This is a genomic window from Streptomyces sp. NPDC107765 (assembly GCF_055657085.1).
Genome location: NZ_JBVKBL010000021.1, coordinates 45,827 through 70,775 on the forward strand (window position 1 = coordinate 45,827; position 24,949 = coordinate 70,775).

22 protein-coding genes are annotated in these 24,949 nt (G+C 73.8%); 8 read left to right on the plus strand and 14 right to left on the minus strand.

From position 1 onward, the window contains the following. Nucleotides 1-7 precede the first annotated feature (7 nt). The 6 genes from ACZ7MX_RS35410 to ACZ7MX_RS35435 all read right to left on the minus strand — a co-directional run bounded on the left by ACZ7MX_RS35410 (nucleotide 8) and on the right by ACZ7MX_RS35435 (nucleotide 6,921). The gene (locus ACZ7MX_RS35410; protein WP_472138266.1) at nucleotides 8-703 is read right to left on the minus strand and encodes a GIDE domain-containing protein; all 696 of its coding nucleotides are present in this window, start codon (nucleotides 701-703) and stop codon (nucleotides 8-10) included. 212 nt (nucleotides 704-915) lie between these two features. Then, entirely contained in the window at nucleotides 916-1,881 is a 966-nt protein-coding gene (locus ACZ7MX_RS35415; protein WP_472138267.1) for a pirin family protein, read from the minus strand. 90 nt (nucleotides 1,882-1,971) lie between these two features. Then, a complete protein-coding gene (gene ddaH, locus ACZ7MX_RS35420) occupies nucleotides 1,972-2,748 on the minus strand; it encodes a dimethylargininase (RefSeq protein ID WP_472138269.1) in 777 nt (258 codons plus the stop codon). A gap of 79 nt (nucleotides 2,749-2,827) precedes the next feature. Beyond that, complete coding sequence (locus ACZ7MX_RS35425) at nucleotides 2,828-3,217, minus strand: GntR family transcriptional regulator (protein ID WP_472138271.1); 390 nt, start codon at nucleotides 3,215-3,217, stop codon at nucleotides 2,828-2,830. Between the two features lie 129 nt (nucleotides 3,218-3,346). Beyond that, nucleotides 3,347-5,197, minus strand: coding sequence for an asparagine synthase (glutamine-hydrolyzing) (gene asnB / locus ACZ7MX_RS35430; protein WP_472138273.1), 1,851 nt, complete (start codon nucleotides 5,195-5,197; stop codon nucleotides 3,347-3,349). 995 nt (nucleotides 5,198-6,192) lie between these two features. Continuing rightward, on the minus strand, nucleotides 6,193-6,921 hold the full coding sequence (locus ACZ7MX_RS35435; protein WP_472138274.1) for a class I SAM-dependent methyltransferase: 729 nt from the start codon (nucleotides 6,919-6,921) through the stop codon (nucleotides 6,193-6,195). Between the two features lie 320 nt (nucleotides 6,922-7,241). Here ACZ7MX_RS35435 and ACZ7MX_RS35440 point away from each other — a divergent pair, with 320 nt between their 5' ends. Continuing rightward, nucleotides 7,242-8,264, plus strand: a complete 1,023-nt coding sequence (locus ACZ7MX_RS35440; RefSeq protein ID WP_472138276.1) for a lytic polysaccharide monooxygenase — start codon at nucleotides 7,242-7,244, stop codon at nucleotides 8,262-8,264. Nucleotides 8,265-8,406: 142 nt separating this feature from the next. Further along, the gene (locus tag ACZ7MX_RS35445) at nucleotides 8,407-8,619 is read left to right on the plus strand and encodes a hypothetical protein (protein ID WP_472138277.1); all 213 of its coding nucleotides are present in this window, start codon (nucleotides 8,407-8,409) and stop codon (nucleotides 8,617-8,619) included. Here the strand turns inward: ACZ7MX_RS35445 and ACZ7MX_RS35450 are convergent. Beyond that, complete coding sequence (locus ACZ7MX_RS35450; RefSeq protein ID WP_472138279.1) at nucleotides 8,586-9,068, minus strand: SRPBCC family protein; 483 nt, start codon at nucleotides 9,066-9,068, stop codon at nucleotides 8,586-8,588. The two genes, ACZ7MX_RS35445 and ACZ7MX_RS35450, sit on opposite strands and share 34 nt — an antisense overlap. A gap of 120 nt (nucleotides 9,069-9,188) precedes the next feature. Between ACZ7MX_RS35450 and ACZ7MX_RS35455 the strand changes: the two genes are divergently transcribed. Then, entirely contained in the window at nucleotides 9,189-9,776 is a 588-nt protein-coding gene (locus ACZ7MX_RS35455; RefSeq protein WP_472138281.1) for a TetR/AcrR family transcriptional regulator, read from the plus strand. Between the two features lie 114 nt (nucleotides 9,777-9,890). On the opposite strand, the gene ACZ7MX_RS35460 is transcribed toward ACZ7MX_RS35455, so the two are convergent. Further along, nucleotides 9,891-10,742, minus strand: coding sequence for an esterase/lipase family protein (locus ACZ7MX_RS35460; protein ID WP_472138282.1), 852 nt, complete (start codon nucleotides 10,740-10,742; stop codon nucleotides 9,891-9,893). 428 nt (nucleotides 10,743-11,170) lie between these two features. Here ACZ7MX_RS35460 and ACZ7MX_RS35465 point away from each other — a divergent pair, with 428 nt between their 5' ends. After that, nucleotides 11,171-11,782, plus strand: coding sequence for a pyridoxamine 5'-phosphate oxidase family protein (locus tag ACZ7MX_RS35465; protein ID WP_472138398.1), 612 nt, complete (start codon nucleotides 11,171-11,173; stop codon nucleotides 11,780-11,782). Nucleotides 11,783-11,802: 20 nt separating this feature from the next. Here ACZ7MX_RS35465 and ACZ7MX_RS35470 read toward each other — a convergent pair whose 3' ends face one another. Both ACZ7MX_RS35470 and ACZ7MX_RS35475 read right to left on the minus strand, forming a co-directional pair. Further along, nucleotides 11,803-12,918: a DNA polymerase Y family protein gene (locus ACZ7MX_RS35470; RefSeq protein ID WP_472138284.1), complete on the minus strand. Its 1,116-nt coding sequence runs from the start codon at nucleotides 12,916-12,918 to the stop codon at nucleotides 11,803-11,805. Next, the gene (locus ACZ7MX_RS35475; RefSeq protein WP_472138286.1) at nucleotides 12,915-16,463 is read right to left on the minus strand and encodes a DNA polymerase III subunit alpha; all 3,549 of its coding nucleotides are present in this window, start codon (nucleotides 16,461-16,463) and stop codon (nucleotides 12,915-12,917) included. The genes ACZ7MX_RS35470 and ACZ7MX_RS35475 overlap by 4 nt, the downstream gene beginning before the upstream one ends. Before the next feature lie 249 nt (nucleotides 16,464-16,712). Between ACZ7MX_RS35475 and ACZ7MX_RS35480 the strand changes: the two genes are divergently transcribed. Beyond that, nucleotides 16,713-17,777 (plus strand): DUF3533 domain-containing protein, encoded by a 1,065-nt coding sequence (locus ACZ7MX_RS35480; RefSeq protein ID WP_472138288.1) that lies wholly within the window; start codon nucleotides 16,713-16,715, stop codon nucleotides 17,775-17,777. Nucleotides 17,778-17,815: 38 nt separating this feature from the next. Here the strand turns inward: ACZ7MX_RS35480 and ACZ7MX_RS35485 are convergent, their stop codons facing one another. After that, a complete protein-coding gene (locus ACZ7MX_RS35485; RefSeq protein WP_472138289.1) occupies nucleotides 17,816-18,586 on the minus strand; it encodes an SDR family NAD(P)-dependent oxidoreductase in 771 nt (256 codons plus the stop codon). 144 nt (nucleotides 18,587-18,730) lie between these two features. Between ACZ7MX_RS35485 and ACZ7MX_RS35490 the strand changes: the two genes are divergently transcribed. The 3 genes from ACZ7MX_RS35490 to ACZ7MX_RS35500 all read left to right on the plus strand — a co-directional run bounded on the left by ACZ7MX_RS35490 (nucleotide 18,731) and on the right by ACZ7MX_RS35500 (nucleotide 21,159). Next, nucleotides 18,731-19,414 carry a TetR family transcriptional regulator gene (locus ACZ7MX_RS35490; RefSeq protein ID WP_472138400.1) on the plus strand — a complete coding sequence of 228 codons (684 nt, stop codon included), beginning with the start codon at nucleotides 18,731-18,733 and terminating at the stop codon, nucleotides 19,412-19,414. A 410-nt stretch (nucleotides 19,415-19,824) separates the two neighbouring features. Continuing rightward, the gene (locus ACZ7MX_RS35495; protein WP_472138291.1) at nucleotides 19,825-20,265 is read left to right on the plus strand and encodes a subtilase-type protease inhibitor; all 441 of its coding nucleotides are present in this window, start codon (nucleotides 19,825-19,827) and stop codon (nucleotides 20,263-20,265) included. A gap of 84 nt (nucleotides 20,266-20,349) precedes the next feature. Beyond that, a complete protein-coding gene (locus tag ACZ7MX_RS35500) occupies nucleotides 20,350-21,159 on the plus strand; it encodes a metallophosphoesterase family protein (protein WP_472138292.1) in 810 nt (269 codons plus the stop codon). A gap of 92 nt (nucleotides 21,160-21,251) precedes the next feature. Here the strand turns inward: ACZ7MX_RS35500 and ACZ7MX_RS35505 are convergent, their stop codons facing one another. From ACZ7MX_RS35505 to ACZ7MX_RS35515, 3 genes are all read right to left on the minus strand, one after another. Next, complete coding sequence (locus ACZ7MX_RS35505) at nucleotides 21,252-22,325, minus strand: S1 family peptidase (RefSeq protein ID WP_472138294.1); 1,074 nt, start codon at nucleotides 22,323-22,325, stop codon at nucleotides 21,252-21,254. Nucleotides 22,326-22,688: 363 nt separating this feature from the next. Beyond that, entirely contained in the window at nucleotides 22,689-23,672 is a 984-nt protein-coding gene (locus tag ACZ7MX_RS35510; RefSeq protein WP_472138296.1) for a slipin family protein, read from the minus strand. Between the two features lie 177 nt (nucleotides 23,673-23,849). Continuing rightward, nucleotides 23,850-24,758 (minus strand): S1 family peptidase, encoded by a 909-nt coding sequence (locus ACZ7MX_RS35515; RefSeq protein ID WP_472138402.1) that lies wholly within the window; start codon nucleotides 24,756-24,758, stop codon nucleotides 23,850-23,852. Between the last annotated feature and the right edge of the window lie 191 nt (nucleotides 24,759-24,949).

Here is a 24,949-nt window from a genome sequence, read left to right on the forward strand (position 1 = left end):
TGGGCGCTCAACGCACGAGCGCCAGGACCAGGAACACCGTTCCCGCGACGGCGGCGAGCCCCGCCCCCAGCCCGAAGATCCACACCTTGTTGTTCTCGCCGCGGAGCAGTTCCTCCTCGGACCTGACCGACATGACGAAGACCCCGCCCTCGGCCGGCGCGCCGACCGCCAGCCGGCCGTCCCCGTCGGCGGCCTCGCCGTGCACGTAGAACCGGCTGCCGGACCGGACGACCCACTCCTCGCGCCGGTACCCGATCGTCCCGTCGCCGCCCCCGAGGTCGAGGCTCAGCGGCCCGATCCGAAGGCGCCTGCCGCCTTGCTGGGTGTGCGGGTCGAACCGGTCGAGCACCTTCTCCGCGCCGACGACCTCGTGCTCCCCGGGGCGGACCACCACCCTTCCGGTCGCGTCCTCGACGAAGAACGCGGTGGAGCTGGAGTGCTCGGACAGCACATCGGTGCATGTCCGGCGCCGCCGGTTGCCGCTGCCGTCGCGGTAGACCTCCTCGTACTTGCGCGTGATCCGGTGCTTGTGCCACACGCAGTCCACGCCCTGAAGCTCGGAGCGCAGCACGCCGTCCTTGTGCGGACGGGCCTGGCCCACGACCTCACAGCGGTACCGGAAGTGCCCGGCCCCGGCGGCCTTAGCCGCCGCCTCGTGCAACGCCCGCAGATCCGCCACCGGCAGGGTCTCGGTGCTTTCCATGGCCCGCGCCCGCGCGTGCGCCACCCGCACCACGTACACACAGACCCCTGCAACGGCCAACCCGGCCACACCTATCCAGAGCACACCGAAACCTCGCTTCGCCCGCCCCCCTCCGACCGCGTGACCCTATCCGGGGCGTCCTGGGGCGGGGCAAGCGGTCGGCAGCGACGGCGCGCGGCGCTCGCCTCCGGGCGGGCCGGCCGGGCGTGCCGTCAGCGCTCCCGTCCCCGTGGCTTCAGCACCACCGGGGGGAGGTCGGGGGCCGGGAGGCGGGGGCCGGCATAGCCGTGGACGGTGCCGAAGCGGGTGGTGTCCATCCAGTCGGTGCGGGCCTCGGCGATCTCCTCGTGGGTGCGGCCGACGAAGTTCCACCACATCACGATCCGCTCCTCGAACGGTACGCCGCCCAGCAGCATCAGGCTGCTGTCGGAGTGGGCGCGGAGCGGCAGGTCGGTGCGGCCGCAGCCGAGGTAGAGGAGGGCGCCGGGGGCGAGGCGGACGCCGTCGACCTCGGTTTCACCGGAGATGGTCAGGGCCGCGTACTCGAAGTCGGGGTCGAGGGGGAGGCGGGTGTCCGTGGTGGCGGCGAGGGTGAGGTCGGCGCCGACGAGGGGCGAGTAGGTGGTCCCCGGGGACACCGCGCCGTCCAGTTCGCCGAGGATGACGGTGGCGGTGAGGCCGCCGTGGCCGCCGGTGACCCGCGGCAGGTCGGTGTGGTGCTCGAAGTGCGCCGCGGTGCGGCGGTGTTCGCCGGGGAGGGCGACCCACAGCTGGGCGCCGTGCAGCAGCGGTCCGTGGCCGCCCGGGGATTCCTCGGAGTGGGCGATGGCCCCTCCGGACGTCATCAGGCCGAGTTCGCGCGGGCGGATGGTCCGCAGGCTGCCCACGCTGTCGCGGTGCAGCACCTCGCCCGCGTGCAGCCAGCTGACGGTCTGCAGGCCCATGTGCGGGTGCGGCGGCACCTGCATACCGGGCTGGTCGACGATGTCGTCGGGGCCGTAGTGGTCGACGAAGCACCAGGCGCCGACCATCCGCCGGCCGAGGTTGGGCAGCAGCCGGCGGACCACGGTGCTCTCGCCGAGCGGCACCTGTTTCCCCGGCTGGAGGTCGCGGACCGGGCCGGTGCGGCCGGTGCCCCCGCACAGACTCGGCGCTGGTCTGGTATCGAGGTTGCTCATGGCGTCACGATAGGCCGGGTGCGGGGGCGGGCGGCGGCAGGCGCGAGGTGCCCGGGTGCGGCGGCGGGGCCGCCCGGCGCGCGGCAGGGCTCAGGCGTAGAGGCCGCGCAGCCGCACGGAGAGGCAGGTGACGCAGCCCTCCAGCTTTTCGAACTCGGAGATCTCCACGGGGACGGGCCGGTAGCCGAGGTCGGTGAAGAGGGCGGCGGACTTCGGGGCGTCGGCGGACATCAGGAGGGCGTCGCCGCCGAGGTGGACGACATGGGCGCCGGCCTCCTCGGGGACGGGCAGGAAGCGCGGGAAGGCGGCCGGGTCGTCGACCAGCGGCGGGTGGCCGATGACGGTGCCGTCGGGGAGTGCGGTCACCGCGGATTTGAGGTGCAGCACCCGGCTGACCGGAACGGCGATCACGCGGGCGCCCAACGGCTCGAAGGCGGCGCGGAGTTGGCGCACCCCTTCGGCGTTGGTGCGGCCGCCGCGGCCCACGTAGACCGTGTCGCCGATCTTCAGGACGTCGCCGCCGTCCAGGGTGCCGGGCGAGCGGATCGCGTTGACGGAGCAGCCGAGCGCCTCGACGGCCTCCCGGGCGGCCGCCGTCTCGGGCCTGCGGGGGTCGGCACCGGGGCGGGCGAGCAGCGCGACGTTGCGGAACATGACCATGGTGTCCTCGACGAACACCGCGTCGGGGCAGTCGTCGGCGGGCGCCACCTCGGTGGTCCGCCAGCCGTGGTCCTCGAGGGCCTGGACGTAGCCCTCCCACTGGCGCAGGGCGAGTGCGGGGTCGACCGGGCGCCGGGCGATATGGGTGACCAGACCCTCGGCGAGGCGCGGGCCGGGGCGGCGGACGAGGGCCTGCTTGCTGGGCATGGGGTGGCGGTCCTTTCGGGAGGCGCGGTGGGGAGTGCCGTAGGGGCCGGGCGGTCTCCGGCCCCCGTGGTCGTGCCCGTCAGTCCTCGGCTCCATACGTGGCGCGCAGGGCGTCCTCGACGGCGGTGCGGGCGGCGCGCCGGTCCAGGCCGAGGCGCTGGACGCGCCGGGCGTAGCCCTCGGCGGCCGCGGCGGCCTCCTTGTCCGCGGCGTCGCCGGCCGCCGCGATGAAGCTGCCGTTGCGGCCGCGGGTCTCGATCACACCGTCGGTCTCCAGGGCGCGGTACGCCTTGGCGACGGTGTTGGCGGCCAGGCCGAGGTCCTCGGCGAGGCCGCGGACGGTGGGGAGTTTGTAGCCGACCGGCAGCGCGCCCTCCCGGGCCTGGTCCGCGATCTGGGTGCGTACCTGCTCGAAGGGCGCGACGGCCGAGGTCTGGTCGATGGTGATGCTCACGGTCTGGGGGGACACGGGGGCGCTCCTGGTGGTGCCGTGATGTGTTTGTGGCACCCATTGTGCGCCAGGAGCGCCCGGCCTGCCGGGAGCACGGCAGGGCGGTGCAGGCAGCAAGCCCGCAGGGTGCGGGCTCCCGGGGGCTCGCTACACCTCCAGCGTGGTGCCCGTGGTCCGCAGCCAGGCGTTCATGCCGAGGGCCAGTTCGGCGCCGGGGCGGATGTCCTGGGTCGCGCCGTCGGCGGTGACCTCGGCGAGCGTGCCGGGGTCCAGCAACGGCCGGACGGGGGCGTGGTGGTCGGCGGCCAGTTCTCTCAGTTCGGCGCGCAGCGCCTCGCCGTAGCGGGGGTCCTGGGTGCTGGGGTAGGGGCTCTTGACGCGGTCGGCGACCACGTCGGGCAGGACGTCGCGGGTGGCGGCGCGCAGCAGCGACTTCTCCCGGCCGTCGAAGGTCTTCAGCGACCAGGGGGTGTTGAAGACGTAGTCGACCAGGCGGTGGTCGCAGAACGGAACCCGGACCTCCAGGCCGACGGCCATACTGGCGCGGTCCTTGCGGTCGAGGAGGATCTGCACGAAGCGGGTGAGGTGGAGGTAGCTGATCTCGCGCATCCGGCGCTGGTGGCCGGTGTCGCCGTCGAGGTACGGCACTTCGGCGAGCGCCTCGCGGTAGCGGCGGGCCTCGTAGCCGGGCAGGTCGAGCCGGGCGAGCAGTCCGGCGTCGAGCAGCGCCTCGCGGACCGCGGTGCCGCCGGCGAAGCGGCCGGAGAGGCCCGCGGCGATCCAGGGGAAGGTGTCGGCGTGCACGGCCGCGGGGTCGTGGAACCAGCGGTAGCCGCCGAAGACCTCGTCCGCTGACTCGCCGGACAGGGCGACCGTGGACTGTTCGCGGACGGCCTTGAACAGCAGGTAGAGCGAGGTGTCGCCGTCGCCGAAACCGTTGGGCAGGTCGCGGGCGGCGAGCACCGCGGCGCGGTGGCCGGGGTCCATCAAGGCGGCGGTGTCCAGGACGATGTCGCGGTGGTCGGACCGGACGTGTGCGGCGAGGGCGTGCGCGTACGGCCCGTCGGGGGTGCCGCGCAGATCGTCGGGCCGGAAGTTCTCGGTGTAGCCGGTGAAGTCGACGGCGAACGAGCGCACCGGGCCGCGGCCGGATTCCGCCAGCGCTTTGGCGGCGAGCGCGGTGATGGCGGAGGAGTCCAGTCCGCCGGAGAGCAGGGTGCACAACGGTACGTCGGCGATCAGCTGGCGGGCGACGATGTCGTCGAGGAGTTCGCGGATGTGCGCGACGGTGGTGGCCCGGTCGTCGGTGTGCTCGCGCGCTTCGAGGGCCCAGTATCGGCGGACGGTCAGGCCGCCCCGGCGGACCCGGACGAGGTGGCCGGGGCGCACCTCGTGCATGCCCTTGTAGACGGCGTGGCCGGGCGTCTTGGTGAAGGTGATCAGCTCGGCGAGGCCCTCGGCGTCGACGGTCGGCTGGACGTCCGGGTGGGCCAGGATCGCCTTGGGCTCGGAACCGAACAGCACACCGTCCGGGGTGGGGTGGTAGTAGAGCGGCTTGATGCCCATCCGGTCGCGGACCAGCAGGAGTTCCTCGGTGCGCGGGTCCCAGAGCGCGAACGCGTACATGCCGTTGAGGCGGTCGGCGAACGCCTCGCCCCATTCGAGGTAGGCGTGCAGCACCACTTCGGTGTCGCTGCTGGTGCGGAAGGAGTGACCCGACCGCTCCAGTTCGGCGCGCAGTTCGCGGTAGTTGTAGACCTCGCCGCTGTACGTCGTGACGAGCACGGTGCGGCCGTCGTGGTCGACGGGCATGGGCTGCTTGCCGCCGTCGATGTCGATGACGGCGAGCCGGCGGTGACCCAGAGCGGCGTGCGCACCGAGCCAGACCCCGGCGGCGTCCGGGCCGCGGCAGGCCATGGTCTCGGTCATCGCTTCGAGGGTGGGGCGCTGCGTGGTGAGGTCGTTGTCGTAGGCGATCCATCCGGTGATTCCGCACATCCTGGCGGCTCCTCCTTCGTGGGCGGCCGGCCACCGCATTCCGGTGACGGCCGACACGATCACCGTACGCGCAGATAGATGTACCGACCACCCAACCCGCCGCCGAACCACCCCGATCCAGCCATGCGCTGCGCTTGGCTTGCCGCCCACGTACCCGTCTGCTGCGCCGCGGGGCTCGCCGTTGCGCCCTCGCGGGCCCCCGCACGTACCCGTCTTTCCCGCCGCGGGGCGCGCTCGCCGTTGTGCGCTTTGCGGCGCCACCGCACGTACCTGTCTCTCCCGCCGCGGGGCTCGCTCGCCGTTGCGCGCTTTGCGGCGCCCCGCACGTGGCTGTCTGCTGCGCCGCGGGGCTTGGTCGCCGTTGCGCGCTTTGCGGCGCCCCGTACGTGGCTGTCTGCTGCGCCGCGGGGCTTGGTCGCCGTTGCGCCTGCGGCGGGCTGGGTTTGTGTTGGGTGCGGTGACGGGCCTGCGGGGCCTTGTTCGTGGACTGCTGACGCTTTACGTCCACGAACAAGGCCCCTCCGGCCCGTCCCCTCCCGTTGGGGGAAGGGAATGCGGTATGTGGGGGTGGGCGTTGAGGCCTGCAAGGGGGCTTGGGTACCCCTACGGGGTGGTCGAACAGATCCCGTAAGGGTCGGGAGGGCCCCCTGCGGGGCCACAACTGGACACGCCGGGGAAGCTATTCCCGCTGACCGGCGACGCGAGGTGCGCGCGATACGACGCGCGCCCCCACTCACCCGCACACTCCCCCCACGGGAGGGGACGGGCCGGAGGGGCCGGTTGTGTGGACGTAAAGCGTCAGCAGTCCACACAACCGGCCCCGGAGGCCCGTCACCGCACCCACCACAAACCCAGCCCGCCGCAGGCGCAACGGCCAGACGACCCGCGGCGCCGCAGACAACCACGTGCGGGGCGCCGCAAAGCGCAACGGCGAGCAACCCCGACGGCGGGACAGACGGGTACGTGGGGATCACCCGCAAAGCGCAGCGGACCGGCTAGGGACGTGGGAGAAGTTCCGCCAGCAGTGCGTACCGCTCGTCGTGGACCTCCTTGCCCCACAGCACCATGTCGTGCGCGAGGTCCTGCACGGACGTATGGGCCGCCAACGGGCTGACGAGGCGGGTCAGTTCGTCCGCCGGTATGCCGATCGGGTCCGACTCTCCCCACCGGCCTTCTATGAGGACCAGCCGCCCGCCGGGCACCAGCAGACCGGCCCAGCGGCGCAGTGCGGCCGCCGGATCGGGCAGTGCCCACAGCAGATGCCGCACCAATACGGCGTCGAACCGCCGCTCCCCCACGGGTGGTTCGGCGGCGTCGCCGACCAGGAAGGCGGCGTCGCGCCCGGCGAGCTTGCCGCGGGCCCGCTCGATCATGCGCGGCGAACGGTCGACGCCCAGGACGCGGTGGCCCTGCTCCGCGGCGAGCAGGGCCAGACTTCCCGTGCCGCAGCCCAGGTCGAGCACCTCGGCGGGGCCGGCCGGCAGCCACGTCCGCAACCGGGCGGCCCAGGCCGCGCGCACGGCCGGGTCGCGCAGCCCGTGATCCGGCTCGTCGTCGAAGGTCTCGGCGGCGGCTTCCCAATAGGCCGCGTCGGCCACCGGAAGGGCGGCCGGTTCCTGCCCGGCCGGCCGGCGGGCGGCATCGTCCGGGGTCGGATCGTGGGGCTGCGGGGACGGGTCCGCGGAGGGCTGCGGGGACGGGTCTGCGGAGGTGTGCGTGCTCATGTCTCGATGCTGCCATCGCCCACTGACAACGACCCCGGACGACCGGCCCCGGCCCCCCGCGCCCGTTTCCTCCCGCCCTGCCTGTGCCCCCGCTTAGCGGTTCCTTAAGGGCGCCATAAAGATCCTCAGCAACCCGCTTTCGGGGGCGAATTGGCTGTTCAGCGGGGCTAGCGTGCTTCTCGCAAGGCGGCATTGCGGGCCGTCGGCGCCGGTCTCCGGGGGGCGGCGCCGGTGTCCGCGTTCCGACCCCCCACCTTCGGCTGCCTCTTGCGCCCGCTGCTTCTCCCCGCTCGACGCATCTGATGAAGGAGACCCCCACCATGACCGTTCGTCGCAAGGCCACCCGGCTCGCGCTGGCCGGGATCGCGCCGCTGGCGCTCACCGTGCTGTGCGCGGGGCCGGCCGTCGCGCACGGTTCGCTGTCGGACCCGGTCAGCCGGGTTCTGGCCTGTTACGCGGAGGGGCCGGAGAGCCCGAAGTCCGCGGCGTGCAAGGCGGCCGTGCAGGCCGGCGGGGCGCAGGCGTTCTACGACTGGAACGGGGTGCGGGACGGCAACGCCGGCGGCAGGTCCAAGGAGAAGATCCCGGACGGCAAGCTCTGCAGCGCCGGCAACGCCGAGTTCAAGGGTCTGGACCTGCCGCGCGCCGACTGGCCGGCGTCCAAGGTGCGGGCCGGCAAGCACACGTTCCGCTACAAGGCGACCGCCCCGCACAAGGGCTCCTTCGAGCTCTACCTCACCAAGCCCGGCTACAACCCGGCCAAGCCGCTGAAGTGGTCGGACCTGGAGTCGAAGCCCTTCGTGAAGGTCACCGACCCGAAGCTGACCAACGGGGAGTACGTCTTCGACGGCACGGTCCCGCAGCGGTCCGGGCGGCACCTGATCTACAGCATCTGGCAGCGGTCGGACAGCCCCGAGGCGTTCTACACCTGCTCGGACGTGGTGTTCGGAAAGGGCAGCGGCGGTTCCGGGTCCGCCGCGGCGCCCGCGGCTCCCGCGCCGGCCGCCTCGGCGCCGACCGACGGCCAGCTCGCGGCGGGTGCGGACAAGTCCTCGATGGACATGGGCCGACACGGTCACCACGGTGGCGGCCACGACGTGACGGCGCCCGCGAAGGGGGCCGGTGCGCCGGCCGCGGACCAGGGTGCGGTCGTCCCGAAGGCCGCCGGCAATGCCGCGCGGACCGACGGGGACGCCAAGCCGGTCGGCGGGCAGCGGCTGGCCGAGACCGGGGGTGACTCCGCCACCGCCCCGCTGGCCATCGGTGGTGCGGCCGTGCTGGCCACCGGTGCCGGGGTACTGTTCGCCACCACCCGCCGCAAGGCCGCCCGCCACCACGGCTGAGACCCTCTGAGCCCCACCCCCCACAAGACCCCACAAGCCCCCCCACAGGCCCGGCTGGCGCCGGGAGTGCCGCCGCCCCCTCCGCGTGTGGGGGGCGGCGGCGCGCTGTGTTCGGCGGCGTCGCGCGCTACGCGCCGTTCGGATGAGGGTCACCGCCACCCGTCCGGCGGCGGTGACCCTCGCCGGCCCGGCCGTCGCACCGGTGCTGCTGCCGCGTCGCACTCCCCTGTGGTGCGGCGTGGGCGCGAGCGCCGTGCTGGCGGCCGCGGTCCTGGTCTTGTCCGGCCGGCTGCTGGTGATCCCGCTGGGCCGTGAGGGCGCTCAGTGGACGAGGCGGCGCAGCAGGCGGACGTAGCGGCTCCGGCGGGCGGGCCGGGCGACGTGGCCGGTGCAGGCGTGTTCGGCGCGGTCCAGGCTGTCCTCCAGGCACGCGTCGTGGAGCTGGCGGAAGGCCAGCGGCCAGCTGAGCCGGGCCGGGCCGCGGGCGCGCATGGCGAGGGTGTGGCGCAGCAGGGTGCGCTCGGGTCCGAGCGGGTGGACGGTGTACTCGTGGAAGCCGTCGAAGCCGCGCGGGCCGCTGAAGGTGAAGCGCACCCAGCGGCCCGGGACGTACGCGGCGACGGTGTAGCGGACCGGGCCGTGGCCGCCGGCGGCGCCCGCCGCGAGCGGGCCGTCGAACACCATCGGGGGCCAGTCCCGGCCCGGCCAGAGCCGGTCGCCGGTGCCGGAGAGGCCGTCGAGCAGCAGGCCGGCCTCGGCGTCGGGGACGGGCAGCACCCGCTCGTGCACGTTGTAGACACCCATCGGGCGGCCTTTCCGTGAGGTGTGGGGCCGGCGCCGGCTCGTGGGCAGGCGCGAGCCCGGCGCAGGGAGGGACGGTTTTGGAGGGCTCCCTCCAATATTATGGAGAGTACCCTCTAGAACATGGCCAGGCCACCTCGCTTCGACATCTCGCAGCTTCTCGACGCCGCCGTACGGCTGGCGGCCGCGCACGGGCCCTCGGGCGTCACCATGTCCGCGGTGGCCCAGGCCGTCGGCGCCCCCAGCGGCTCGCTGTACCACCGTTTCGCCGGCCGCCCGGCACTCCTCGCCGAGGTGTGGCTGCGCACCGTCGAGGGCTTCCAGGAGGGCTATTTCGCGGCCCTGCGCTCAGGGGACGGGCCGCGGGCCGGGGGCCGGGCGGCCTCCCGGCACGTGGTCGCGTGGAGTCGCACGCACCCCCAGGAGGCCGCGCTGCTGCTCTACGGGGCGCACGAGTTCGGCCGGGACGACTGGCCGGAGGAGCATCTGCACCGCGCGGACGAGGGGAACATGCGGGTCCGGGCGGCGGTGGCGGCGCTCGCGGGCGCGCTGGGCCTGCACGGCGAGCTGGGCCTGGAGCGGGTCTCGCTCGCCGTCGTCGACCTGCCGCTGTCCCTGGTGCGCCGCCATCTGCGCGGCGGGGAGCCGTTGCCCCCGCACGCCGAGGAGCTGGCCGAGCAGTGCACCGACGCCCTGCTGACCGTGGGCTGAGACCACGCCGCGGGGAAGGCGTACGGCCCGGCCCCCGCGCGCGGGCGGGGAGCCGGGCCGGGCCGCCGTCAGCCGTTGAGGCAGCCGGCCGTCAGCCGTTGAGACAGGTGGTCGTCAGCCGTTGAGACAGGTGGTCGGGGTGGCGTGGGCCGGGTCGAGGGCGTTGGCCGTCTCGTGGAAGGCCACGGGGTCGAGGGTGCCGATGGCGACGTGCTCGGAGAGGTCGACCGCGCACAGGTCCTGGAGCAGGACGTTGCGCACGTCGGGGCCGTCGAGGTAGCCGCTCCGGTAGGGCGTGACGACCTCGTCGTACTTGGTCGCGATCACGGTGTAGTGCACCCCGGGGACGGTGTCGCCGCCCGCATTGAGGCGGTTGAGCACGTCCGAGCCGACGATCTGGTCGGTCAGCCCGGGGGTCGCCTTGCTCAGGTACTGCTTGGCGCCGGGGAAGTGGTCCAGCAGGCGGGTCAGCCCGTCCAGATCGGTGCCGTGGTTGTCGGGGGCCAGCCCGACCAGCGCGTTCACCTTGTCCGCGCCGCCGTGGAACTTCAGGTAGACGCGCGCCATCATGCCGCCCTGGGAGTGGCCGACGAGGTCGGCCTTGCGCGTCCCGGTGGCGGCGAGCACCCGGTCGACGTAGGTGGCGAGCTGCCCGGCGGAGGCGTCGACTGGGCCCAGGCCGTAGAAGAGCGGTACGCCGGGGAGCTGGCCGTAGTCCAGGGAGAAGACGCAGTAGCCGCGGGCCACCAAGTAGGGCGCGAGACCGAGCCAGTTGTCCACGGAGTTGCCGAGGGTGCCGTGTACCAGGACCACCGGCCGCGGGTGGGCGGTGGAGGGCTTGCACGAGAAGTCGTTCCAGCCGCTGCGGACGGTGGGGGCGTCGGCTGAAGCGGGAGCGGTGGCGAAGCCCAGGGCGAGGGCGAGGGTGGGCAGCAGGGTGAGCGTTCGGGACCAGCGCAGCTTCATACGGTGCTCCTTGCGAGGGGGTGTGAGGGGTGAGGGGATTCCGAGGTGCTCGGTGAGCCGATCACCTGCGATCCGGATCGCAAGGGCCAACGCAGTTGACTGGCAAGTAAGTTACGGCTGGGTAAGCAAGAAGGACCAGTCGTGTGACGGTGAAGGAAAGCGCACACAACCTCCACCGGACGCACGGGGGTCGAACCTCCCGTTCCGTGCAGCCGTGCCCGCCGTGTCGTATACCTCACTCAGATGTTCCGGACGGACCGGTTGTCAGACCCGTCGCGTACCGTCGATACCGCGTTGACCAGGCAGGTGACGGAGGGGAGACACCGATGGAGACGACGGCGGACGGCACGGGAACGGCGGGGCATGCGGGAACGGCGGAGCATCCGGGAACGGCGGAGCATCCGGGGACGGTGGATCTGACGGGCATCGTGGAGGTCTCGTCGGAGGCGGAGCTGCGCGAGCTGATGGGCCATCCGAATTCCCATGCCGCCAACAAGACCCGCCACCGGCTGCACGACCTCGACCGCCAGTGGCTGGCCCGCTCACCGTTCTGCGTGATAGCCACCTCGGACGCCGAGGGCCGGTGCGACGTCTCACCCAAGGGCGACCCGGCGGGTTTCACCCTCGTCCTGGACGACACCACCCTCGTCATCCCCGACCGCCCCGGCAACAAGCGCATGGACGGCTTCGTGAACGTCCTCGCCAATCCGCACATCGGGCTGAATTACGTCCTTCCGGGGCGCGGCGACACCCTGCGGATCAACGGCCGCGCCCGGCTGCTGCGGGACGCCCCGTTCTTCGACCGGCTGGTCGTCAAGGGCAACCGCCCGCGGCTGGCGCTGCTGGTGGAGGTCGAGGAGGTCTTCTACCACTGCTCCAAGGCGTTCCTGCGCTCGGAGTTGTGGCGGCCGGAGACCTGGGAGCCGGATGCGGTGCCCTCGCGGGCGCGGATCGTCAGGGGCGTCGAGGCCCAGGACCGGTCGCTGGCGGAGCTGGAGGAGCACTACGGCCCGCGGTACGCGGAGCGGCTCTACGGCTAGACCGCTCCCGGCCGGTGGGCTCAGTGCTGGCCGGCGCCCGGGCCGGGGGGCTTGGTGGTGCCGTGCCTGGGCGGGGGTGTGCGGCGGGCGGCCGGGCCGAGGGTCGCCGCGGGGCGTACGGCGCCGGCGCCGAAGCGGGCCCGGGCCCGGTCGACGGCCGCCTCGATGCGGTGGGCCTTGTCGTCGGACGGGTCGAAGCTCAGCTGCCGCGCGGCGAGTTCGGCGCGGCACAGGTCCTCGGCCCGCAGTGCCACGGACCGCACCCGGGCCCGCTGCAGTCCGAGCGCGGCGTGCAGCGCATAGGCCGCCTCGGTCAGCGCGGGGCCGTGGGCGGTCGGTTCGGCGAGCCGGCGGGTGCGGGTCGTCGTGGAGCGGTCGGCGTAGCGGACGGTGAGGGTGAGCGCGCGGGCCACCTGCCCGGTCGTGCGCAGCCGTGCGCCGAGGTCGTCGGCGAGCGAGAGCAGCGCCCGGCGGCGCCGGTCCGGGTCCAACTCGTCGTGGGCGAAGCGGTGTTCCGCGCCCATCGAGCGGGCGACGGCATTGGGGACCACCGGCGTGGGATCGATGCCGCGGGCCCGGTCCTGGACGACCCGGCCGGTCCGGGCGCCGAGGATCCGCTGCACGGTCCCGGGTGGTGCGGCGGCGATCCGGCCGACGCTGTCGAGTCCGTAGGCGGAGAGCGCGCGGGCGGTCGCCGGTCCGACGCCGTGCAGCGCCGAGGCGGGCCGGCGGTCGAGGAAGGCGGTGACGGCTTCGGCGTCGGCGGGGACGGTCCGGATCTCGCCGGGCGCCGCGGCCTGCGCCGCCATCCGGGCGAGCAGCGGGTTGGCGGCGATCCCGATGGTGCACCGTACGCCGTGCCAGGCCAGTGCGCGCAGCCGGATCAGCTCGGCGATGCCCGCCGCGTCGCGGTCGAAGTAGCGCAGCGCACCGCGGACGTCCGCCAGTGCGGCGTCCGGCGGCAGCGCCTCGACCATCGGTGTGAACTGCGCCAGCAGGCCGAGGAGTTGCTCGAACTGCCCGGCGCTCACCGGGGTGTCGTGGGCGTTGCGGAAGCGGACGTGGAGCATGCCGGGCGGCCGCGCGGCGCCGGTGGGCCGCGGCGGCGTGCCGGGGGGCCGGGTCGCCGGAGTCATCCCGCGCTCCCGGGGCTGGCGTGCCACAACTTCCGCCCGGTGGCGGCGCGTTCGCCCGGGGGTTGGAGGTCGGCCCAGGGGTGCAGCTCGTAGCCGGTCTCCAGCCGGATGGTGCGGCCCGGCCCGGCGCCGGCCGGTTCGGGCTCCGCCCCTTCGCCGGGCCCCTCTCCGGGCTCTTCGCCGGCGCCCGGGCCGGCTGCTGTGCCCTGCCCGGCCGCGGGCCGGTCCGGTTCCGCGGCGAGCCGGGCGGCGACCGCCTCCAGGCCGCCCTCACGGCGGAGTTCGGCCAGTTCGGCGAGGTTCCAGGCGGCACTGCCGACCACGCTGAGGCTGCGCGGCCCGCGCCGCTGGACCGTGCCGCGCACCAGCAGCAGCCAGGAGTGGAAGACGGTGTGGGCGCAGGCTTCGTGGGAGTCGTCGAAGAAGGCGCAGTCGACCAGGCCGGTGCTGTCGTCGAGGGTGGTGAAGATGACCCGGCGGCCGGAGCGGACCGGCGGGGTCTGGGTGGCCGCCTTGGCCCCGGCGACCAGCACCGTCTCGCCGTTCCTGGCATTGCGCAGCAGCCGGGCCGGCAGGGCACCCAGTTCGGTCAGGAACTCCCGGTGGTCGGCCATCAGATGGCGGGAGGCGTCCATGCCGAGGACGCCGAGCTCGGCGCTGAGCCGTTCGACGTCGCTGAGGTCGGGCAGCCCCGCGGGCTCGACGGGGTCGGCCCGCCGTTCCTCCAGGTCCGTGTCCAGCGACAGCTGACCGCCGGTCGCCTGCCGTCCGTGGTGGTGCAGCTCGGAGACGTACAGCAGCAGGTCCCGCCGGTTCGCGCCGAAGGCGTCCAACGCGCCCACCCGGGCGAGGCGTTCGGCGATCGGGCGGGACGGCCGGGCGCGCTGCCACAGGTCCTGGAGGGAGTGGTAGGGCTGCCCGGCCGCGATCCGCTGCGCCTCGGCCTCGCTCATGCCGTGGACGTCGGAAAGCGCGAGCCGCAGCCCCCAGGCGTCCCCGGCATCCTCCCGACCGGACACCAGTTCGATCCGGTGGGTGACCGCCGAGCGGTTCACGTCCAGCGGCAGCACCGGCACCCCGCGCCGCCGGGCGTCCGCGAGCAGCAGCCGCTTGGGATACATCCCCGGCTCGTGGGTGAGCAGCCCGGCGTAGAAGGCCGCGGGGTGGTGGGCCTTGAGCCAGGCGGACTGGTAGGTGGGCACCGCGAAGGCCACCGCGTGCGCCTTGCAGAAGCCGTACGAGCCGAAGGCCTCGACGATCTCCCAGGTCCGCGTGATCACCTCGGGTGCGTAGCCGCGCCGTTCGGCGCGCCGGGCGAACCAGGCGCGCACCCGGCCCTGCAGCTCCGGCTCGGACAGTGCGCGCCGCATCTCGTCCGCCTCGTCCCGGCCGCAGCCGGTCATGATCCGCAGCACCTCGATGACCTGCTCGTGGAAGACCACCACGCCGTAGGTCTCGCGCAGCGGCCCCTCCAGGTCCGGGTGCGGGTAACGGACCGGTGCACGGCCGTGCCGGGCGGCGATGAAGGGCCGGACCATGTCGGCGGCGACCGGGCCGGGGCGGAACAGTGAGATGTCGACCACCAGGTCGTGGAAGGTGGCGGGCTGCAGCCGGCCGATCAGATCGCGCTGGCCCGGCGACTCGATCTGGAAGCAGCCGAGCGTCTCGGTGGAGCGGATCAGGTCGTAGGTCGCCGGGTCGCCGGCCGGGACCTGCGCGGGGTCGTCGAGGTCGAGCCGGCGGCCGGTGGCCCGGCCGATCTCGGCGACCGCGTGCGCCATCGCGGACTGCATGCGCACGCCCAGCACGTCGAGTTTGAGCAGCCCCATCTCCTCCACGTCGTCCTTGTCGAACTGGGACATCGCGAAGCCCTCGCCGCTGGTCGGCACGACGGGCGTGCGGTCCAGCAGCGTGGCGTCGGAGAGCAGCACCCCGCACGGGTGCATGGCGATACCGCGCGGCAGGGCGTCCAGCGCCTCGACCAGTTCCCACAGCCGTTCGCCGCCGTCCTCCCGGACCCCGCGCAGCTCCGGCAGCTCGGTCAGCGCGGCCCGGGCGTCGCGGGCGCGGATGTGCGGGAACGCCTTGGCGAGCCGGTCGACCCGCGCCGGGTCCATGCCCAGCGCGGCACCCACGTCCCGTACGGCGTGCCGGACGCGGTAGGTCTCGGGCATGGAGACGGTGGCGACCCGTTCGGCGCCGAAGCGGTCGAAGATCGCGCGGTAGACCTCCAGCCGGCGGGCGGACTCCACGTCGATGTCGATGTCCGGCAGCGCGGCCCGCCGCGTCGACAGGAAGCGCTCCATCAGCAGCCCGTGCTCGACCGGGTCGGCGTGTGCGATGCCGAGGAGGTGGTTGACCAGGGAACCGGCGCCGGACCCGCGGGCCGCGACACGGATGCCGCGCTGCCGGATGTCGTCGACGACCTGGGCGACGGTCAGGAAGTACGAGGGATAGCCGAGCTGTTCTATCGTGCGCAGCTCGTCCTCCAGCCGGGCCCAGCGGACCCGGTCGCGGTCGTGGCCGCGCAGGACCATGCCGGCGGCGCAGCGCGAGCGCAGCACCCGGGCGGCGGTGCGGCGTTCCGCGCCGACCAGGTGGGGTTCGGGGAAGTGGATCCGGCCGAGCCCGATGTCGTCCTGGGGGTCGACGAGGCACTCCCCCGCGGTCTGCTCGGTCATGGCGAGCAGCTGGTGGGCCAGGCCGCGCCGGAAGCCGGCCGCCTCGGCGACCCGCTCGGCGGTGCGGCCCATCGCGGCGGCGTCCTTGAGCCAGCGCTCGCCGCCGTCCCAGGACTCGGGGCGGTGCGGGTCGACCGGCACCAGGCGGCGGGCGGAGTCCAGGACGTCGGCGACCGGGCCCTGGCCGGGGTCGGCGTAGCGGACCGCGTTGGTCAGGACGGCGCGGATGCCCTGGTCGACGGCGAAGCCGAGGGTGCGGGCGGCCAGCCGGGTGGAGCCGGGGCCGCTGCCGGGCCGGGCGTGGTCGACGACCTCCAGTCGCAGCGCCTCGCCGTACCGCTCGCGCCAGGGGGCGACGAGCCGGGCGGCGCGGTCGGGGCGGCCGGCGGCCAGCGCCCGGCCGATGTCGGAGTCCGGGCCGAGCAGCACGGTGAGTCCGTCCGCGGCGGATTCCAGCTCGGGCCAGGAGAGGACGGGCCGGTCGCCGCCGCCCGCGTGGGCGGCCGAGACCAGCCGGCACAGGGCGGCCCAGCCGGCCGCTCCGTCGCGGGCCAGGAAGACGGCGCGGGCGGCGGACTCGTCGATGAAGGCGCCGCCGCGCACCGGGGTGCGCCGGCGGGTGGTGGCGGCCGGGGGGTCCGGGGTGTGCTCCGCGACGGCCAGTTCCGCGCCGAAGAGCGGGCGGATGCCGGCCTCCGCGGCGGCCCGGGCGAACCGTACGGCCCCGGAGAGGCCGTCCCGGTCGGTCAGGGCGAGGGCGTCCATCCCGCGTTCGGCGGCGCGCTCGGCCAGCCGCTCCGGATGGGACGCGCCGTAGCGCAGGGAGAACCCCGAAGCGGTGTGCAGATGCGTGAACCCGGGCATCCGCACCTCCTGCACCTCACCGCCCCCCGGCTGACCTTGTGTCCTTCGTTCCTCACCTCCACCATAACCCGCTTGTCGAACATTCGTACGAACGACACGCCGGGGCACCCCGGAAGATCGTCTTCGCCCCCTCCGCCGTTCAGCCCATCCGTTCTGCACCCACCCGTCGTAGATCTCAAGATATGGGGGCAAAAGCCGTCTTCCGGTGGGCCGGATGCCGGTGGGCGAACCTGCGGCGAGGAGTGACGGATGGCCACCACGGACGACGGCACCCGCACCACCTTCCTCGGCGAGGTGAAGAGCGCCGTGACGCCGCACGCCTCGCTGCTGGTGCTCGGCGTCCTGGGCCTGATGATCGCGTTCATCACCTCGTACACCGGCGCCTTCCACCACCCCCGGCCGACGGACGTACCGCTCGGCGTGGTCGCTCCCGGGCCGGCCGCCCGGCAGGTGGTGACGCGACTGGACCGGCTGCCCGGCTCCCCGCTGGACCCGCGCGCGCTGCGCTCCGAGCGCCTGGCCCGGCAGCGGCTCGCCGACCGGACCATCGACGGGGCGCTGATCGTCACTCCGCGCGGGACCACCGACCGGCTGCTGGTCGCCAGCGGCGGCGGCGCCTCACTGTCCCAGGCGGTCGAACTGGTCGTCCGGGCGGCCGAGAAGGCTCAGGGGCGCACCGTCCGGACGGTCGACGTCACCCCCGCCGCCCCGGGCGACAGCCGCAGCCTGTCGTCCTTCTACCTGGTCGTCGGCTGGTGCGTCGGCGGCTACCTGTGCGCCGCGATCCTCGCGATCAGCGCCGGGGCGCGGCCGTCCAACGGGCACCGGGCCGTCATCCGGCTGGCCGCCCTCGCGCTGTACGCGATCGCCGCCGGGCTGGCCGGCGCGATCGTCGTCGGCCCGGTCCTGGGCGCGCTGCCCGGCACCTTCGCGGGGCTGTGGGGGCTGGGCGCGCTGGTGGTCTTCGCGGTGGGCGCCACGACGCTGGCCTGCCAGGCCCTGCTGGGCATCATCGGCATCGGCCTGGCGATCCTGCTGATCGTCATCCTGGGCAATCCGAGCGCGGGCGGTGCCTACCCGTATCCGCTGCTGCCCCCGTTCTGGCGCGCCATCGGCCCGGCCCTCCCCCCGGGCGCGGGCACCTGGGCGGCGCGCTCGCTCGCCTACTTCGACGGGGCCGCGGTGACCGGCCCGCTGCTGGTGCTCGTCGCCTGGGCGGTGGGCGGCACGGTGCTCACGCTGCTGCTGTCGGTCTTCCTGAAGAAGGACCGCCCGAGGCGCCGGCCCCCAGAGGAGGAACGACTGCCGGCCTGAACCACCGACACCGGGCACCGGGCACCGGCCCGGACACGTCACATGTGCGTGCCGCCGTCGATCCGGATCTCCGTGCCGGTGATGAACGCGCCGTCCTGCGAGGCGAGCATCGCGATGACGCCGGCGACCGTCTCCGGGCCCGCGAAGCCCTCGCCGATGGCCGGAGCGAGCTTGGTGAACAGCGACATGTCGGCGTCCTCGGGCAGACCCGGGCCGCGGCCGCTGGTCATCCCGCTGGCGATGGAGCCCGGTGCGACACACACCGCGCGCAGCCCCTGCTTGCCGTATTCGGCGGCGATCGCGTGGGTCATGGACTGGATGCCGCCCTTGCTCGCCGCGTACGCCGCCATGTACGGGTGCGCGAACGAGGCCGAGGTGGAGCTGAAGTTGACCACGACCGGGGACGTGCCCTCCAGGAGGGCGGGCAGTGCCTCGCGGATCATCAGGAACGTGCCGGTCAGGTTGGTCGTGATGATCCGGTTGAAGAGCGCCAGGCTGGTCTCGTGGGTGTGCGCGGAGCGCAGGATGCCGGCCGCGTTGACCAGCACGTCCAGGCCACCGAGGCCGGTCACCGCGGTGGCGACGCCGGAGCGGACCGCCGCCTCGTCGGCTATGTCCAGCACCGCGGTCCGCAGCCGGCCCGCGGCCCCGTCCGCGGCGGCCCGGGCGGCGGTGGCCGCCAGGCCCGCGGCGTCGACGTCCGCCGCGACCACCCGGCCGCCCTCGGCGAGGATCCGGTGGACGGTGGCCTGCCCGATACCGGAGCCGGCCCCGGTGATCAGGACCCGGCGTCCTTCGAAGCGGTTCATGGTGATGCTCCCTTCGCGATGGCGACGATCGGCGCTGCGACGATCGCCGTGCACGGTACGCCGTAATGGCACAGTGTGCCAAACACGCGCGATGTGCCGATCTGCCGCCACGCTTCGTAAGCTGAGCCCATGCCCGCCGAGTCCGTGCCCACCGAGCCCCGTCCCGCGGCCGCCGCCGCCCGCCCCTCGCTCACCGAGCGGCGCAAGGCCGCGACCCAGCTGGAGATCGCCCGTTGCGCGGCGGACCTGTTCGCCGAACGCGGCGCCGCGGTCACCGCCGAGGAGATCGCCCGGGCCTCCGGCGTCGCGCTGCGCACCTTCTACCGCTACTTCCGCACCAAGGAGGACGCGGTGGCGCCGCTGCTCTCCGTCGGGGTGCGGCAGTGGATCGACGACCTGGCCGCACCGCCTGCCGGGCCGGAAGCACCCACGGTCCGCGAGGCGCTGGAGCGGGCCGCCCGCCGGGCACTGACCCCCGCCGACGAGCCGGCCGGGGAGGCGCTGCGCCGGACCCGCGGGCTGCTGCGGGCGATGCCCGGCGATCCGGCGCTGCGCGCGGTCTGGCACCGGGTCCACCACGACGCCGAGGAGGCGTTGCGGCCGGTCCTGGCGCGGATGACGGGCGCGGACGCGCTGGGGGTCCGGCTGGCCGCGGCCGCGGCGAACACCGCGCTGCGGGTCGCGGTGGAGGAGTGGGCGGCCAAGGACGGGCCGATGGACGGGCCGCTAGGGCCCGGCGAGTTGGTGGCCCGCGGCATGCGGGCGCTGACGGCGGGACTGCCGGAGCTGGACGGGCCGCCGAACGGGCGGTCCGCGCCCCGGGATTGAGGCGCCCGCGCCCCGATTGCGTACGAAAACGCGGCGGGTAAGGCGGCCCGCCGCCGTCCGCCTGTTACCTCGAAGCGCGGCTCAGGCCGTACGGAGGCAGCCTCCGGCCCCCCTCTTCGGCCAATCGACGGAGATCAAAACCCGCCCGAACGACCGGTCGGCGGCCGGATTGCTTCCCTCCCGGTCATCGTGGCCCTTGCCCCCCGCACGATGCACGGGGCATCCCGGCTGGCCGCACCGCGCTTCCCGTACGCTCCCCCGAACCCCTCCCGTCAGGTTCGCGCCATTACTCTCAGCTTTCACCCAACGACTCAAAGCGATCGGCGGAGGCTCACTCAAGGTGCTTTCGGGACCTGTTTCGACCAAACTCCCGTCCGGTATCTGCACCTTCGAGCAAAGGAGTGTTCGTCATGCGGTACACCACTGGGGCGATAGCGCTCGGTACGGCGCTGGTCCTCGGCACGCTGGCCACCAGCGCCCAAGCCGTCGCCGCCCCAGCACAGCCCGCGCGCAGCGGCGGTCTCTACGCGCCGTCGGAACTGGTGCTGACGGTCGGCCAGGGCGACAGCCGCGCGAACGCCACCGTCCAGCGCGCGGTGTCGCTCACCTGTATGCCGGTGGCCTCCGGCAGCCACCCGGCGCCGAAGGCCGCCTGCGCCGAACTGCGGGCCGCGGCCGGTGACTTCAACACCATCACCAGCCCCAAGTCGGACCGGCTGTGCACCAAGGAGTGGGCCCCGATCGTCGTCACCGCCGACGGCGTGTGGCAGGGCAAGCGGGTGTCGTACACCTACACCTACGCCAACTCCTGTGTGATGCGCGCCGGCCTGAGCTCGGTCTTCGAGTTCTGAGCGCCGCACCCAGGTCCCCGGGCACCGGTGGGTGGTGCCCGGGGACCGCCACGTGCGGGGACCGCCGGTGCATAGGCTCGGCCCATGACCGACATCAACATCCGGCCCCCGCAACGGTCTTCGGACGGGACCGGGGTCGCCGTGCTCTCCGACGTCCACGGTGTGCTGCCGGCGCTGGAAGCGGTGCTCGCCGAGCCGGACGTCCGCGCCGCCGAGCGGATCGTGCTGACCGGCGATCTGCTCGCCGGGCCGCTGCCCCGCGAGACCCTCGCCGCACTGCGTTCCCTCGGGGAGCGCGCGGTGTGGGTCCGCGGCAACGCCGACCGGGAGCTGACCGCCGATCCGCCGGGCCGCGGGGAAGACGGCCCGGCGGACCCGGTCAGCGCCTGGGCGGCCGGCCGACTCGGGCCGGAGGAACGGGAGTTCCTCCGGTCGCTGCCCACCTCCGTCACGCTGGAGGTGCCCGGGCTCGGACCGGTCCTGTTCTGCCACGCCACACCCCGGGACGACGAGGAGATGGTGCTCGTCGACTCGCGGCCCGAGCGCTGGGCCGAGGTGCTGGCGGAGCTGCCCGACGCGGTACGGACCGTGGTCTGCGGACACACCCACATGCCGTACGTCCGGCTCACCCACGGGCGGCTGGTGGTCAACCCCGGCAGCGTCGGCATGCCGTACGGCAGGGCCGGTGCGCACTGGGCGCTGCTGGGGCCCGGCGGCGGCGCGGTCACCCTGCGGCACACCCCCTTCGACTACGACGCGGCCTGCGCCCGGATCGCCCGGGATTCGGGCTTCCCGTCGGCGGCCGACTGGGCGGATACGTACGTACGGGCCCGGGTTTCGGCCGAGGAGGCGCTGGCCGCGTTCGGGCCGGGCGACGGGCGGGCGGCGGGCTGACCCCGCGGGGCGCCGGCCCCCGGACGGCGGACGTGTCCGGAGGCCGGCACCCCGGGAGCAGGCCGGGACGGATCCGGGACTGCGGCCGCGGATCAGCCGATCTGCGCGCCGTAGGCCTTCAGGGCCTCCGGGACCGGCTGGAAGAAGGTCTCGCCGCCGGCGGAGCAGTCGCCGCTGCCGCCGGAGGTGAGGCCGATCGCGGACTCGCCGTCGAAGAGCGCGCCGCCGCTGTCGCCGGGCTCGGCGCAGACGTCGGTCTGGATCAGCCCTTCGACCGTGCCCTCCTGGTAGTTGACGCTGGCGTTCAGGGCCTTGACGGTGCCGTCGTGGACCTGGGTGGTGCTGCCGCTGCGCTGCACCTTCTCACCGACGGTGGCGTCGGCGGCCTTGGTGATCTTCTGGGTGCTGCCGTTGTAGAGGTCGACCTCGCTCGGGTGCTCGGTGTTCCCGGTGTACTTGGCGAGGGAGTAGTCGTCGCCGGGGAACTTGGAGTCCTCGGTGGTCGCGATCTCCGAGCCGCCCTGCTTGTCCGACCAGCTCTTGACGGCGTTGCCGCAGTGGCCGGCCGTGAGGAAGTAGGGCTGGCCGTCCTTGACGACGTTGAAGCCGAGCGAGCAGCGGGCGCCGCTCCCCCAGATCGCGTCACCGGCACCGATGAAGGGCTTGAACTCACCCTTGCTGCGCCGGAGTTCGATCCTGTCGCCGAGGCTGCGGGTGACCTCGGTGAGCCGGTCCAGCTTGCTGCCGGTGACCGTGCGGTCGGCGGTCACCACGACCTTGTTGCTGCGCGGGTCGATGCCCCAGGCCGTGCCGGGGATGGTGGCCCTGGACTTCAGCGTCTGCCGGGCCGCGTCGAGCTGGGCGAGGGTGTGCTTGACGAGTCTGGCCTCGGCGCCCTTCGCCCGGACGGCCTTGGCCGCCGTCTCACTGACGACGTTGACCACCAGCTTCTTCGCCTGCGCGTCGTAGTACGCGCCGGCCGTGCCGGTCTTGAGCTGGGACGCCAGGGTGGTGGCCGCGGCGGACGTGAGCCTGGCCACCGTGGGGGTGGTGGGGGCCGGGGACGCCTGGGCGTTGGCGAGGGTGACGGTGGCGGTGGCGGCGAGGGCGAGCGCTCCGGCACCTGCCAGAACGGCGCGCCGGTTGGGTATGCGTCGGTGCTTCAACTCAGAGCCTCCCGTGGGGGGAAGGGCCCGGACTGTGGGGAGTCGCACGGGCCCGGAGAGTGAGATCGGCACGAACGGGGCCGCCCCGCGGCGCGGCGCCTCGGGGGGTCGCGTTCATGCCAACGTGCGGGGCCGAGTATTCCCACCCGTCTCAGTCGTGCACAAGACCGAGTTCCGGTCTCCCGTACGGGAGTTCACGGTTTCGCCACATCGCCGTCACACCGATATCCGCGGACCGCGCTCCTGAGTGCGGACATCAACCGGGGTGCGCGTCGCCCCGGGCGGGCGCGTATGTGAGGGTTCGGTCCGGCCGGAAAACGCCCCCGCCGGGGAGCGGCGGGGGCAGGGGGCGGGCGGACCGGCTCAGCGGAGGTCTTCCGGGAGGTCCACCGGCACGTCGGCGGCGAGGTTCACCGGCCCGTCGCCCGGCGGGTCGACGGGCAGGTCGGCCGGGTGCTCGGCGTCCGGGAGCACTTCCAGCCGCTCCTCGCCCGGCAGCGGCTCCTCCGCGGCGGTCGCGCCGTCCGGGCGGCGCGCCGGCTCCCGCCGGGCCGCGGCCTCCGGCGGGCCGGCCGGCACCTGGCCCTGCTGCGTGGAGCGCTCCAGGAACCGCAGCAGCTCGACGGGGAACGGCAGGACGAGGGTGGAGTTCTTCTCGGCGGCGACCGCCACCACGGTCTGCAGCAGCCGCAGTTGCAGCGCGGCGGGCTGGTCGGACATCGCGGCCGCGGCCTCGGCCAGCTTCTTCGACGCCTGCAGCTCGGCATCGGCGTTGATCACCCGGGCCCGCCGGTCGCGGGTGGCCTCCGCCTGGCGGGCCATCGACCGCTTCATCGTCTCCGGCAGCGAGACGTCCTTGATCTCCACCCGGTCGACGGTCACGCCCCAGCCGATGGCCGGGCTGTCCATCATCAGCTCCAGGCCCTGGTTGAGCTTCTCGCGGTTCGACAGCAGGTCGTCCAGCTCGCTCTTGCCGATGATCGACCGGAGGGAGGTCTGGGCCATCTGGGAGACCGCGAAGCGGTAGTCCTCGACCCGGATGACCGCATCGGCGGCGTCCACGACCTTGAAGTAGACCACCGCGTCGACCCGGACCGTGACGTTGTCGCGGGTGATGCCCTCCTGGGCGGGCACCGGCATCGTGACGATCTGCATGTTGACCTTACGCATCCGGTCGATGCCCGGGATGATCATGGTGAAGCCCGGGGGCCGGACCGCGGAGGTCAGCTTGCCCAGCCGGAGCACCACACCGCGCTCGTACTGCCTGACCACCCGTGCCGCCGCCATGAAATACACCGCGCCGGCGCATGCCAGTCCCACTCCGGCCGTCACCAGTTCTTCGACCATCACGGCCCCCTGAGGTGTGCCGTATGCCGTCCGTGTTCGGGCTGCTTTTCCATGGTATGCCCGGGTCCGGAAGGCGGTCGAGGCGCGGGCGAGGGGGTGCCGGCCGGGTCCCCGTCCGCCGGCTGACGGGGGCCCGGCCGGTCCTGTCCGGTCAGGAGACGTACACGTCCCGTCCGGTCAGTAGACGCTCACGCCGTACGCGCTGAGCGCCTCGGTGACGGGCTGGAAGAAGGTGGTGCCACCGGACGTGCAGTCGCCGCTGCCGCCGGAGGTCAGGCCCAGGGCCTTGGTCCCGGAGTAGAGCGGGCCGCCGCTGTCACCGGGTTCGGCGCAGACGGTGGTCTGGATGAGCCCGGAGACGATGTCGCCGCTGCCGTAGTTGACGGTGGCGTTCAGGGCGGTGACCTTGCCGCTGTGGATGCCGGTGGTGGAGCCGCGGCGGGTGACGGACTGGCCGACGCTCGGGGTGCCGGCGCTGGTGATGTCCTGGCTGCCGACGGTGCCCGGGTGCGACAGGGACGTGTTGGTGTACTTCACGATGCCGTAGTCGTTGCCCGGGAAGCTGGTGCCGGCCGTCGGGCCGATGCTCGTGGTGTCCGAGGAGCTGGTGTACCACGGCGGCTTGCCCTCGGTGCAGTGACCGGCCGTCAGGAAGTAGTAGGTGCTGCCGCTGCGGACGTTGAAGCCCAGCGAGCAGCGCCAGCTCGGTGTGTAGATGGCGTCGCCGCCGGAGAGGAACTTGCGGAAGGTGCCGGCGGTCCGTTCGATGCGGAGCGCACCGGCGTTGGCGCCGGCGGCCCGCTGGATCTTCGCGATCTCCGCCCGGGAGACGGTGCGGTCGGCGGTGACGACCAGGGTGTGGGTCGCGGGGTCGACCCGCCAGGCGGTGCCGGCGACGTCCGCCGCGCGGACCGCGTCACCGGCAGCGGTGAGCCGGGCGGCGCTGAACGTCTGTGCGGGGGCGGGGTTCTGGGCCTGGGCGGTCGGGACGGCGATGGCGCAGGCGGCCACCAGTCCGGACGCCACGGCGATCAGCCGGGTGCGTCTCGCCGCGCCGCTGCGGGGGGTGGTGCGCTCGTTCCTCACTGATTCCTCCGAGGGGATCGGGGGGCCGCCGGTGGGCAGCCCGGTGAGGCGCAGCCGAAGGGCACGCGGAATCCGCACGTTCATTTTTTGCGTGCCCCTGACAAGCGCTGAGCGGGAGTCTCCGGCGCACCACCCGTCGAGCGCAAGAGGGCTTCACGCATGTCTCGCGCCGGAAATGCGCCCGACACCTC